Consider the following 12,173-nt stretch of genomic DNA (forward strand, 5'->3'; position numbering starts at 1 on the left):
ACGCCCGCTCGAAGCGTCGGTCAGCTGCTGCGCGGGGAGATGGCCGCCCGGTCGGCGCGCAGGTCGTCGACGAAGTTGGCGACCGCTTCGGCGACCAGCAGTGGCTCGGTGATCGGCAGCCAGTGATTCGCCGGAACGGCGCAGCGCCACAGCTTGTCGACCCAGCGCGTGGAGGCGTCGTAGACGGCGGCGGGCACGAACGGGTCGGTGGTGTCGACGAGCAGCTGGACCGGGACCGCCGTCCGCCGCACCCGCGGCTTGCCCAGGTGGTGCACCAGATTGGCCCGGGCGATCCGGGCACCGGCGACGAGATCGGTGCGCCAGGTGGGCGCGACGCGCGCGGGCACCGGCGCGAGACCGCCGAGCCGGCCCACGAGCAGCCCGCGCACCCGCGGCGGGTAGAGCCTGCGGACGATCGGGCCGGGCGTCAGCGCCCAGCGCGCGCCGCGCAGCCACCAGCCCAGGTCGCCGAGTTCGCGTCCGGCGCGCGGCGCCAGCGCGCGCAGCCACAGACCCAGATGATCGAGATTCGGTCCGGCGATCGCGGTGAACGAGGCGATACGGGTGTTGGCCCGCTCGTCGCAGACCGCCTCCCACAGTTGCACGGCGCCCCAGCCGTGGCCGCAGGTGTGCACCGGCCTGCGCGGGCTGGCGGCATCGATCACCGCGAAGAAGTCCTCCGCGAGCAGGCCGAGGCGATACTCCGACAGCGCCGCGGGTGTGGCCGAACGTCCGTGACCGCGTACGTCGTAGGTGATCACCCGGAAGCCGTCGGTCAGCAGGGCCGCGACCGTCGACCACACGCGGTGGGTGTCGGTGAGGCCGTGCACCAGCACCAAGGGCTCTGCGGCGGGGTCACCCCACTCGTAGACGGCGAGATCGGCGCCGTCCCGGTCGACCGTCCAGGTGCGGTCCGGGCGGGGCGTTTCGGTGCTGTCGAGCAGTTCGGCCATGTCGTTACCCCTTCGCTGCCGGCTACCGATCCGATGGCACGTCGCCGCCGTGCCCGACGTCAGTGATTCCGATACGGACAGTACGAAGAATTGACCCATCGAGGGAAAGGTAAAACGCCCGAATATGGCGCAGCTCACCAACGGGGGAATGCGACCTCGCCGCCCGCGCCGGAGGGCCACCGCACGGACTCGCCGCCGGGCCTCGAAATCCCCTGGCGGCAACGGAGGTCCGGCCCGCCCGCGGAGCGCTCTCGCAACGGTGCGCGACGCTTGTTGACAACTCGCCAATAGTCCGGAAATCTGGGGCGTAACCGGTGACGAGACCGGACCGGAGCGAGCGAAGGATCGAGCGATGGCACGCGCGGCGTGGAGTGACGACGAGGTCGAGGCGGTACGAGACCTGGCGAGGACCTTCTTCGAGAAGGAGGTCGTGCCGCACGAGGAGAAATTCGTCGCCCAGGGGCACCCCGATCGCGCCCTGTACAACCGGGCGGGTGAACTCGGCCTGCTGTGCCCCGCCATTCCGGCCGAATACGGCGGCGGCGGTGGCACCTTCGCGCACGAGGCCGCCATCATCGAGGAGCAGGCGCGCGCGGGCGACGGGTCGATGGGCATCCCCGTGCACAGCTCGATCATCGCGCCGTACCTGTACGAGTTCGGTTCCGAAGAGCTCAAGCGGCGCGTGCTGCCCAAGGCCGCGAGCGGCGAGATCGTGCTGTCCATCGGCATGACCGAACCGGGCACCGGATCCGACCTCCAGAACATCAAGACCCGTGCGGTCCGGGAGGGCGACGAGTATGTCATCACCGGTTCCAAGATCTTCATCACGAACGGCTGGCTCTGCGACGGCATCATCATCGCGGCCAAGACCGACCCGACCAAGGGCGCGGCCGGAGTCTCGCTGATCTTCGCCGAAGTCGGCGACGACACCCCCGGCTTCAAACGCGGGCGCATCCTGAACAAGATCGGTGGCAAGGCCCAGGACACCGCCGAGCTGTTCTTCGACGGACTGCGCGTGCCCGCGTCCAACCTGCTCGGCGAGGCCGAGGGCCAGGGTTTCTACCAGATGATGCAGATGCTCGCGCAGGAGCGCTTGGTCACGGCCATCATCGCGGTCGCCATGATGGAGAAGGCGGTGCAGCTCACCGTCGACTACACCAAGGGCCGCGAAGCATTCGGCAAGCCGCTGTTCGCCATGCAGAACACCAAGTTCGAGCTCGCCGAGTGCGCGACCATCACCAAGGTCTCCCGCACCTTCCTCGACGACTGTCTCGACAAGCACCTGCGCGGCGAACTCGATATTCCCAGCGCTGCCATGTCGAAGTACTGGCTGACCGATCAGCTCGGTATCGTGGTGGACCGCTGCCTGCAACTGTTCGGCGGCTACGGCTACATGACGGAGTATCCGATTTCCCAGCTCTACACCGGTGCCCGCGTCCTGCGCATCCTCGCGGGCAGCAACGAGGTGATGAAGGATCTCATTGCCCGGTCTCTCTGACACCACGAGCGCGACCGCGGACGGTGGCGCCGATCCGGCGCTACCGCGCCGCCGCAGGCTCGAGCCCGACGAGCGGCGCGCGCAGATTCTCGCCTGTGCGATCGACATGTTCGGCGAACGCCCGTACGCGGCCGTCTCCACCGCCGAACTGGCGCAGCGGGCCGGTGTGGCCCGCGGTCTGATCAACCACTATTTCGGCAACAAGCGCGATCTCTACCTGGCGGTGGTGCGGCGGATGGTGACGCTGCCCAGGCTCGACAACATGGCCGTGCCCACCGGCTCCTGGCGCGAGCGGGTCGACGCCAGCGTGCGCTGGTTGCTGGACACCATCGCCGAGCACGGCAGCACCTGGGTGAAGGTGACCAGCCACGAGGGGGTCGGAGACGATCCCGAGGTGCAGCAGATTTTGGACGCGGCCGACGACGCGGCGGCCGAGCGCCTGCTGCTGATGGTCGGCCTCGCCCATTCGGCCCACGATGCCCAACTGCGCGCGATGGTGCGTGCCTACGGTGGGCTGGTGAAGGTCGCGGGCCGGGAATGGATCACCCGCGGCACGCTCACCCGCGAGCAGGTACACGACCTGCTGTGCGACATGTTGCTGACATTGGTCACCGAATCGCTGCCCAAAGTCGACCGCAGGCAGTGAACGGCGCCGCGGGTCACCGTCGGCGTGCACGCCACGCGGCGCCGCCGAACGCGCGCAATACGAGGCCCCGCAGGGTGGAATTGTCCTCGAGCAAATCACCGGCCCCGCCATGCCGGTCAGGGTGCCCGGGCCGCTCGACGTCGTCTTATCGGACACCACCGCTCCTTCGAATGGTCGTGCCCACGCAGGCCGCCGGTCGGCAGCGTGCTCCTCGGCTAACAGATCGGCGGGCATTGCGCGAAGTTTGTTATCACGGGCGGATCACAAATTGCCGGAGACTTCGGATCAACTTTTCGCGGTGCGCGTCCTATTCTGTGTCGGTATATCGGGGCGGGTCCGGATAGTCCGAGGTTCCTGCGCGGTGTGGTGGTGTGGAGAGGACCTTGATGACACGGGCAGAACGGCGTGAAACGGATCGCTGGCCGCAGGCGCAGCCGGAGGACCGCTGGACGGAGCCGGAGCCCGACGGCCGCTGGCCCGACGACGAGGACGAGCGCTGGCCCGAGCCGCCGAGCCGCCGCCGGACCGGACGGCTGCGCGTGGAGATCCCGCCGATTGTCAATCCGTACGCGATCATCGCCCTGGTGGCGGCCCTGCTCGGGTTGTTCCCCGTGGCCATCGTGTTCGGCTTCATCGCCTTCAGCCATCCCCGCGGCCGAGTCATGGCGATGTTCGCGCTGCTGCTCGGCGTAGCCGAGATCGCCGCGGTGGCGGGATTCATCCTGTTGACGAGCAATTGGCTACCGGACGTGACCAACCGCACGGCCTCGCTCGGGCCCGCGCCCGTCGCCTCGACTCCCACCACCGTCGAGCGTCCGGTGGTGACCACCACGGCCGCCGCACCCAGCCTCGCGGTGACGACCACGCCGGCGGAGAGCCAGGAATCGGTCACGAAGGGCGCGCCGTGCACCGACGCCCAGCTCGGCAAGATCGGCAGCGCCGCCACCGGCGGCACGCTGATCTGTCTCGCCGCCGCCGGTGGCAACCAGTGGTCGGGCCCGCACGTGGTGGCGACCGCCGTGCAGCAGGCGGGCTCGAAGTGCGACGCCTCCGGCGCCAAGACCGGGCGCACCGCCGACGGCCGGGCCTTGGTGTGCGAAGTCAGCGGCCGCAGCGGCACATGGGTGCTGTGGACCGAGTAGCCGTCGACGCTATTCGGGCTTCTTCGCGCGGCTCGGCTGCACCCGGGGCGGTTCGTTGGGCATCTTCGGGTACTGCGGTGGCCACGGCGCGTCCATGAGTCCGGCCGCCATGTCCCGTTCGGACATCTCCAGCAGCGGGGCGATGGACTGCGGCGCGCGGTCGGCCCACGGGTCGCCGGATTCGGCGTAGCGCGCGGGCACGGTCGCGATGGTCAGGTCGTCGGGCACCACCGAATCCAGATCGGACCAGCCGATCGGCGTGGACACCTGCGCGCCGACCTTCGGCCGCACGCACCACGCGCCGAAAACCGTTTTGTGCGGAGCGTTCTGATTGAAATCGATGAACACCCGGTTGCCGCGTTCTTCTTTCCACCATTGCGCGGTGATGTCCTCGGGGTACCGGCGCTCCAACTCGCGCGCCAGCGCCACCGCGGCGGCGCGCACCTGATAGCCGTCCCACTTCGGCTCCAGCGCGGAGTACAGGTGCAAGCCGCGTGAGCCGGAGGTCTTGACTCGGGATTCGATGCCGAGTTCGGCCAGCAGATCCCTGGTGCGGATCGCGGCCCGGCGCAGGTCGGCGAAGGTGATGCCCGGCGAGGGATCGAGGTCGATGCGCAGTTCGTCGGCGATCTCCAGATTGTCGGCGCGGTTGGGCCAGACGTGGAATCCGAGGCACCCCTGATTCACCGCCCACAGGATATGGGCGAGATCGTGGGCGACGAGGGCGTCGCTGGTGGTGCCGTTCGGCGTGGTCACCTCCACCGTGCGCAGCCACTCCGGTGCGGATTTCGGCACCCGCTTCTGGAACCAGGATTTGCCCGATGCCCCGTCCGGGTAGCGCTCCAGCAGCAGCGGCCTGCCGCCGACCACATTCAGGAACGGTTCGGCGACCGCCTGGTAGTAGCGCACCAGATCGAGTTTCGTCTCACCGCGCTTGGTGAAATAGATCTTGCCCGGATTGCTGATCGTGACGGTGCGGCTGTCGGTCTCGATGTCGACGGACTCGGTCATCGTGCCCCGCCTTCGCCGAACAACATGCTCAATTCCGCCGGCGCGACTTCGTCGAGCTGCGCGTAGGTACACGACTGCGGGGTCCGGTCGCTCCGGAAGCGCACCAGCCTGCCACCGTGGCGCAGTCGGCCCGACTGCACGTGCTCGTAGCGGACTTCGGCGACCAGCTCCGGCCGCAGCGCCTCCCAGGACAGATCCTTGCCGCCGGTCCACCGGCTGACGCCGCCGGGCATCTTGCCGTCCGCGGCCGCCTGCGCCGCCGCATCGGCCCACTGCCGCCAAGGGTGATCGTCCAGCGCGTTCTCCCGCAACGGCGCCAGCTCCTCGACCAGTTCCCTGCGCCGCGCCGCGGTGAAGCTGCTGGCCACGCCGACGTGATGCAGGTGGCCCTCGTCGTCGAAGAGCCCGAGCAGCAGCGAACCCACCCCCGCTCCGTCCTTGTGCCAGCGGAAACCCGCCACCACACAGTCGGCGGTGCGTTCGTGCTTGACCTTCAGCATCACCCGCTTGTCCTGGAGGTAGGCGAGGTCGTCGGACTTGACCATCACGCCGTCGAATCCGGCGCCCTCGAAACGGGTGAACCAGTCCTCGGCCACGTCGGGGTCGTGGGTGATCGGCGTGAGGTGGACGCGCGCGAGCGCGGTGTCCAGGATCGTCTCCAGCAGCCGCCTGCGTTCGGTGAACGGCTCGCCGGTCAGGTCCTTGTCGCCGAGCGCGAGCAGATCGAAGGCCACGAAGCTGGCAGGCGTCTCCACGGCCAGCTTGGCGACCCTGGACGCGGCCGGGTGCAGGCGGTTCTGCAAGGTGTCGAAATCCAAACCCTGCTCGGTGACCACCACGATCTCGCCGTCCACCACGCAGCGGTCCGGCAACGCCTGCTTCAGCAACTCGGCGACCTCGGGAAAATACCTGGTCAGAGGCCGGTCATTGCGCGAGCCGAGCTCCACTTCGGCGCCGTCGCGGAACACGATGCAGCGGAAACCGTCCCATTTGGGTTCGTAGCTCAGGCCCGGCTCGCGCGGCACCGCGGGTGCGGTTTTGGCCAGCATCGGCCGCACTGGGGGCAGAACCGGTAGATCCACGCGATCCTCCTCGGGTTCGATCCTCACCCATACCGACGGTGCGCGCCGAGCGAACTCATCGGTCTGTGGCCGTGGTCTCGGCTCGATCGTAGGCGGGCGCCCCGACAGGATCGCGGAGTTCGCCGCTCAGTTCTCCAGCCAGCCCTGCTGGTCGGCGAACGCGGTGAGCCGGTCGCGGATGGTGAGGATCTCGCCCGCGGTGAGCGCGGGGCTCGCGTCCAGGAGCAGTTCGGTGATCAGGCGTTTGTGCTCGGCGACGGTGAGCGGTCCGGAACCCGGCCGGTCCTTTCCCTTGTACCGCGCCGGGGGCGCGGACGATCCGCCGACCACGTTGAGATTGACCGCCTTGGGTCCGCGGTCGCCTTCGGTCACCTCGAATTCGAACACCCGCCCCTGCCGCAACTCGTCCTCGTCCAAGCCGATGTCGTTGACGTGGACGAACACGTCCGGTCCACCGTCCTCCGGCCGAATGAATCCGAATCCCCGAGAGCTGTCGAACGACACCAATTTCCCGATGGACACCAACACCCGCTCCTCGTCGCCGTCGCTACCGGGCAACTTTAACCCGCGTTTTCGCCGCCGTCGGTGGAAAGCGCCTTTTGCAACGAATGGAAAACGGTCAGTCCTTGACCGACCATTCCGTTCACCAGTTCGCCCACTCCGTCCGGTCCGTTCAGCACGGTGAGATTCGCGTTCGCCAGCCCGTTCGACGCCTGCTTCACGATTTCCGGCAGTTGTTCGATCAACAACTGATCCAGCGCGATCCGGTTGTTCGACGCGGCCGCGGCGGCCTGGATGCGGGTGCGGTCGGCCTCCGCCTCGGCCAGGATGCGCACCCGATCCGCTTCGGCCTGAGCGGGTTTCACGACCTCGGTCTGCAACTGCTGCTCCCGCAACTCGGCCTCTTTGCGCGCCTGCTCGGCCTGGGCGGTGAGCACCTCCTGCAACGCCATCGCCTCGGCCAGCGGGCCCGCCTGCGCGGCCTCCGCGTTGGCCTTGTCGATATCGCGCTGGTATTGCGCGCGCAGGATCGCCGTCTCGCGCTGATATTCCGCCTGCCTGCGCTGGGATTCCTGCTCGGCCTGCGCCGCCGCCTGCGCGGCCTGCGATTGCGCGATCTGCGCGTCGCGCTGCACGGCGGCATTGTGCGGCGCGGCGAGCGCGGCGATATAGCCGAGGTTGCCGTCATCGATGGACTGGATCTGGAAGGAATCGACCCACAGGCCGATATTGCTCATCTCGACTTTCGACGCGACGAGTACTTCGTCGGCCAGTTTCTGGCGCTCCCGGATGATCTCCTCGACCGTCATCGAGCCCACGATCGACCGCAGGTGCCCGGAGAAGATGCGCCCGGTCAGCACCGACATCTCCCGCTCCTGCTCCGAGAGGAACCGCTGTGCGGCGTTCACGATGGACTGGGTGTCGTTGGCGACCTTGAACGCGATCACCGCGCGGACGTCGAGCTGGATCGCCTGCTTGGTGACGCAGCGCTCCTTGATCTCGGATTCGAACATCGCCAGCGACAGGTAGCGGACTTTCCGGAACAGCGGAACCGCCCAGGCGCCGCGCCCGATGACCACCTTGAACGGCGCGTTGTCGCGGCTCTTGGCGCCGCTGACCAGCATCGCCTCGTCCGGGTCCGGCACGTGGTAACCCAGCACGTCTGTCTCCCTTACTTTTTCAGGTTTGTCCGGCCGCGTCCGGGGTGAGCGGAATCCATGGGACGACGTCGACGACGCGCCCCGGATGGACCGCGATGACCAGCACGGCCGCACCGGCCGGGATCGGCTCGGTGGACTGTGCGATGTACAGCTCGGTTCCCCCTCGAATAGCGACCAGGACCTCGCCCAGCGTCCCGGCGCCCCGGATCGGCGATGTGAGCGTACCCGTCAACCCCACCACCGGGTCGATCATCCCAGGATCTCCTTCCGACGATCCGCCCGTCAGCCTACGTCTCGCACAGCACCTTTCGATATCGGCCGGGCGGGACCGCCGCGGGGGCGCAGGTATGTTTCTTGCATGGGAGGACGGCTGGCGCTGGTGGTGGGGTCGGAATGCGCGGCGCTGGGAGAATTGGGTTTCACCGAGGAACTCGCCCATGGGCTGTACGGGAGCCTGACCGAAGCGGGAGGTTGGCGGCCCGCGATCGATGTCGACGGCCCGGTGCTCAATCCCACTGCCGCGCAATTGTTCACCGCCGTCGACACGGCCTTCGCGGCGGCATCGCAGCGGCAGGCCACCCTGCTGCTCGGCTTCATCGGCCACGGCGTGGCGACGACTGCCGAGGACTTCTACCTGCTGAGCCACGACTCACCGGGTGAACCCACCTCGCACAACGCGTTCCACCTGACCCAGGAGATCCGCGAGCGGCTCGACCGCGCCGCGCTCGACGGGCTTGTGCTGCTCGTCGACGCCTGCGAAGCAGGTCAGGGTGTGCAGGGCGCCGCGCGCCGGTGGACCGATCTGCTGGCGCAGTCGGGCGGCCGGATGGAACTGCTGGTCGCCTCGGGCGACGGTCCCGCGTACTCCGGCTGCTTCACCCGTACCATGCTCGCCACCTTCGACCTGGGCCTACCGCTGCGCGGGGAGAACCTGCTGCCCTCGGACCTGGTCGATCCGATCGCCGGGCAGTGCACCCATCAGCAGCCGCAGCATCTGTCCTTCAGTTCCGGCGCGGTGTCCACGACGCAGGGCGTCGACCCTGGATTGTGGCTGGTGCCGAACACCGCCCGCCACCGCGACGCGGTGAGCGGACGTTCCGCCGCCGGGTTCGTCGACCAGCTGACCCGGCGTCTGCTGTTGACGCCCGATGTGCGCGAGCGTCTCGACGCGATCATCGACGCGGGCAGCCACCGGCTGCGGGCGGTGCTCGGGCCCGCCGGCGTCGGCAAGTCCACGCTGCTGGCCATGCTGATCCGCCCCAGCCTGGTCGACGGACTCGCCGTGACCCCCGACTACATCACCGCCGCGGTGTTCTTGACGGTGAACAGCTCGGTGGAGTCGGTCGCCTCGGAACTGGCCGCGCAACTCGACGCACGACTACCCGGCTTCCGGGAGGCGGCGCGCGCGGCGCGGGCGCACCGGCCCAGGGACGAGTTCGACATCTTCGACATCCTGGTGCGTCGCCCGCTGGCGCGCCTGTCCACCGCGGGCCGGCGGGTCACCCTGGTCTTCGACGGATTGAATCAGCCGCAGGAGGGGACCAGGCGGTTGCTGGTGGCCGCGATCGCCGATCTGACCCGCCGGGAAGATCTGCGGCACGTCCGGGTGATCGTCGGCATCCGGCCCGGCACCGGTGTCGAGGACGATCCGGGACTGGCGCACATGTACCGGATCGATGTCGCCGAACCGGCGGCCGACGACATCGCCGCCGTGGTGGACTCGGCGCGCGGAACGGCGCCGGTCGGCCCGGTCGACTGGATCGGCTGGATCCAGCGGCTGCTGGCCGAGACCCCGACCGACGCGAGCGGTTCGCGAGTGGTCTCCGGCGGCTGGCTGGTGGCGCGCATCCTGCTGGAGGTGGCCTCGAGATTGACCGACGGCGCGGTCGCGTCCGGGATCGGTCTGGACCGGGTCATCGCGCTGCGGATCGAGACCGCGCTGCGCGGGGCCGATCCCGCGACCGCGAGCGACACGGCGAACCTGCTCGGGTTGCTGGCCGCGGCGGGAGTCGGGCCCGTGCTGCCGCTGGAGCTGCTGGATTCGGCGCTGTTGTCGCTCGGTGTCGACCTCAGCGCCGCCCGGATCCGCGATATCGCCGTCAATCTCGGCGATTTGATCACCCGCAGTCATCCCGGCACCGTTCGCGAGTCGCTCGGTGTCACCCACAGCGCGTTCCTGCCCGCGCTGGAGGCGGAATGCCGTCGTTCCGGTGTGCGCATCGCGGACGCGCACCGCGCCCTCGTCGCGGCGATCCAGGCCGACGACGGTGACCGGGCCGCCGACTACGCGCGGGGCGCGGCCGTACGCCACTGCCTGGCCTACGGTGATTCCGCCTTGGCCATCGACTTCTTGACGAAGCTGGAGACCGGCAGATCGGCCGACGATCGCGACCTGTGGGCCGCGTGGGCGCCGGACTTCGTCGAGTCGCTGGGACCGGATCATCCCGACACCTTCACCACGCGGGAACGGCGGGCCTTCCACCGCGCCGAGAGCGGCGACCTGGTCGGCGCGATCGCCGATTTCGAACAGTTGCTCACCGACCGGTTGCGGGTCTTCGGCCCCGACGACCCGGCCACCTTGGACACCCGCGACAGGCTGGCCAGCTACCGCGCCCGCTGCGGTGACCACTCCGGTGCGGGCGAGGAATTCGAACGACTGCTCACCGACCAGCTGCGCCTGCTCGGCCCCGACCATCCCGAAACCCTGCGCACCAGGAACAATCTCGCGTCCAATCGCGGCGACGTCGGCGATTTCGCCGGGGCCATCGCCCGTTTCGAACAGCTGCGCGCCGACCGCGACCGCGTGCTCGGCCCCGACCATCCGGACACCTTGCGCACCCGCAACAGCCTGGCGTACTGGCGGGCCGACAGCGGCGACATCGACGGCGCCCGCGCCGAGTTCGAGCAACTCGTGGCCGACTATCTGCGCGTCTTCGGCGCCGATCATCCCAACACACTCGGCGCACGCAACAACCTCGCGGCGTTCCGCGCGCGCAGCGGTGATCTCGCCGGTGCGGGCGCGGAGTTCATCCGCCTGCTCGACGACCGTCTGCGGGTGCTCGGCCCGGACCACCCCGACACGCTGCTCACCCGCGGCAGGCTGGCCGGTTACCGCGCCGACAGCGGTGACCTCGAGGGCGCGATCACCGACCTGGAGAAACTGCTCGGCGACCGGTTACGGGTGCTCGGCCCGGATCACCCGGACACCTTCGGCACCCGTAACGAACTCGCGGGCTGCCGCGCCCGCCACGGCGACCTCGACCGCGCGGTCGCGGAACTGGAGGTTCTGCTGGTCGCGGAGTTGCGGGCCCTCGGCCCCAATCACGCCGCCACCATCCGGACCAAGGACACCCTCGCGTATTGGCGGGGTCGGTCCGGGGATTGACGCCAGGCGCTCGGGGTCGCGACGCTGGTCAGGACCGGTAGAGCGAGCGGTACACGGTCAGCATGGCGAGGCAGTGCTCGATGATCTGCTCCCGGGTGGCGCGCAGCGAGCCGTTCAGCCACGCCGAGAACATGCCCGCGTTTCCGCTGGCCATGCTCACCGCCGCCAGCCTGCGTTTGACCGGGTCGTCGATGTGGCCGAACAGATGGTCCTGCATGACCCGGGTGAAGACCGGCATGACCGCGAAGGTGGTCTGCCCGAGGCCGGTGCTGGAATACGGCTCGACCAGGAACAACCGCGACTTGCGCGGATCGTCGAGCACCTTGTCCACGAGTATCTCCGACAGCGCGCGGTCGCGGGACGGGTCGTCGGTGGCGGCGAAGGCCGTCATGGGCTCCAGGAATTCCTCGGCGACCTGACGGTAGAGCACGTCCAGCAACTCGTCGCGGCTGGCGAAGCTCTCGTAGAAGTAGCGGTCGGTGAGGTTGGCCTTGCGGCACACCGCCCGCATGGTGACTCCACTCGCTCCGGACTCGCCGATCAAATCGAGCGCGGCCTCCAGCAGCGCCGCCCGCCGCGTCTCCCTGCGTTCGGTGAGCGTCGTCCCGCCCCAGATCCGCGGGCCCCCGTCGTCGTCTGCTTCCTGACCTGTCTGCACGGCCCCACGATAATGCCTGGCGGCGCGCCCCCGCGCCGCGCGCACCGAGCCCGGACCCCGCGGTCTTGCCGAAATGGCTCCCGCGCCGTCACGGCATGGTAGCTGTCGGTTTACTCGTTCTGGTTACCGTCCCGGGG

General features: G+C 69.1%; 11 protein-coding genes. 4 read left to right on the forward strand and 7 right to left on the reverse strand.

Annotated elements, in window-relative coordinates; genetic code table 11:
- Positions 1-20: 20 nt before the first annotated feature.
- Positions 21-953, reverse strand: coding sequence for an alpha/beta fold hydrolase (locus ON29_RS13395; protein ID WP_040866573.1), 933 nt, complete (start codon positions 951-953; stop codon positions 21-23).
- Positions 954-1,305: 352 nt separating this feature from the next.
- On the opposite strand from ON29_RS13395, the gene ON29_RS13400 reads away from it, so the two are divergent.
- From ON29_RS13400 to ON29_RS13410, 3 genes are all read left to right on the forward strand, one after another.
- Positions 1,306-2,451, forward strand: coding sequence for an acyl-CoA dehydrogenase family protein (locus ON29_RS13400; protein WP_040866574.1), 1,146 nt, complete (start codon positions 1,306-1,308; stop codon positions 2,449-2,451).
- Entirely contained in the window at positions 2,435-3,097 is a 663-nt protein-coding gene (locus tag ON29_RS13405; RefSeq protein ID WP_040866575.1) for a TetR/AcrR family transcriptional regulator, read from the forward strand. Before ON29_RS13400 ends, ON29_RS13405 begins: the two co-directional genes overlap by 17 nt.
- A gap of 386 nt (positions 3,098-3,483) precedes the next feature.
- Complete coding sequence (locus ON29_RS13410; RefSeq protein ID WP_157172765.1) at positions 3,484-4,239, forward strand: DUF4190 domain-containing protein; 756 nt, start codon at positions 3,484-3,486, stop codon at positions 4,237-4,239.
- A gap of 9 nt (positions 4,240-4,248) precedes the next feature.
- Here the strand turns inward: ON29_RS13410 and ligD are convergent, their stop codons facing one another.
- The 5 genes from ligD to ON29_RS13435 all read right to left on the reverse strand — a co-directional run bounded on the left by ligD (position 4,249) and on the right by ON29_RS13435 (position 8,246).
- Entirely contained in the window at positions 4,249-5,250 is a 1,002-nt protein-coding gene (gene ligD / locus ON29_RS13415) for a non-homologous end-joining DNA ligase (protein ID WP_040866577.1), read from the reverse strand.
- Positions 5,247-6,332 (reverse strand): ATP-dependent DNA ligase, encoded by a 1,086-nt coding sequence (locus tag ON29_RS13420; RefSeq protein ID WP_217999159.1) that lies wholly within the window; start codon positions 6,330-6,332, stop codon positions 5,247-5,249. Before ON29_RS13420 ends, ligD begins: the two co-directional genes overlap by 4 nt.
- Before the next feature lie 126 nt (positions 6,333-6,458).
- Positions 6,459-6,860 carry a cold-shock protein gene (locus ON29_RS13425; protein WP_051175182.1) on the reverse strand — a complete coding sequence of 134 codons (402 nt, stop codon included), beginning with the start codon at positions 6,858-6,860 and terminating at the stop codon, positions 6,459-6,461.
- Between the two features lie 32 nt (positions 6,861-6,892).
- The gene (locus ON29_RS13430) at positions 6,893-7,993 is read right to left on the reverse strand and encodes an SPFH domain-containing protein (RefSeq protein ID WP_040866578.1); all 1,101 of its coding nucleotides are present in this window, start codon (positions 7,991-7,993) and stop codon (positions 6,893-6,895) included.
- A gap of 19 nt (positions 7,994-8,012) precedes the next feature.
- A complete protein-coding gene (locus tag ON29_RS13435; protein WP_040866579.1) occupies positions 8,013-8,246 on the reverse strand; it encodes an NfeD C-terminal domain-containing protein in 234 nt (77 codons plus the stop codon).
- Between the two features lie 105 nt (positions 8,247-8,351).
- Between ON29_RS13435 and ON29_RS37470 the strand changes: the two genes are divergently transcribed.
- Entirely contained in the window at positions 8,352-11,378 is a 3,027-nt protein-coding gene (locus ON29_RS37470) for a tetratricopeptide repeat protein (RefSeq protein ID WP_051175164.1), read from the forward strand.
- Positions 11,379-11,406: 28 nt separating this feature from the next.
- Here ON29_RS37470 and ON29_RS13445 read toward each other — a convergent pair whose 3' ends face one another.
- Positions 11,407-12,036 (reverse strand): TetR/AcrR family transcriptional regulator, encoded by a 630-nt coding sequence (locus tag ON29_RS13445; protein ID WP_051175165.1) that lies wholly within the window; start codon positions 12,034-12,036, stop codon positions 11,407-11,409.
- Positions 12,037-12,173: the final 137 nt, after the last annotated feature.

The sequence above is a fragment of the Nocardia exalbida NBRC 100660 genome, from assembly GCF_000308575.1.
GTDB lineage: Bacteria > Actinomycetota > Actinomycetes > Mycobacteriales > Mycobacteriaceae > Nocardia > Nocardia exalbida.

Coding starts and splice junctions, on each gene's coding strand:
- ON29_RS13400 (WP_040866574.1), top strand. CDS start 1,306: ATGGCACGCGCGGCGTGGAGTGACGACGAGGTCGAGGCGGTACGAGAC.
- ON29_RS13395 (WP_040866573.1), bottom strand. CDS start 953: ATGGCCGAACTGCTCGACAGCACCGAAACGCCCCGCCCGGACCGCACC.
- ON29_RS37470 (WP_051175164.1), top strand. CDS start 8,352: ATGGGAGGACGGCTGGCGCTGGTGGTGGGGTCGGAATGCGCGGCGCTG.
- ligD (WP_040866577.1), bottom strand. CDS start 5,250: ATGACCGAGTCCGTCGACATCGAGACCGACAGCCGCACCGTCACGATC.
- ON29_RS13410 (WP_157172765.1), top strand. CDS start 3,484: ATGACACGGGCAGAACGGCGTGAAACGGATCGCTGGCCGCAGGCGCAG.
- ON29_RS13435 (WP_040866579.1), bottom strand. CDS start 8,246: ATGATCGACCCGGTGGTGGGGTTGACGGGTACGCTCACATCGCCGATC.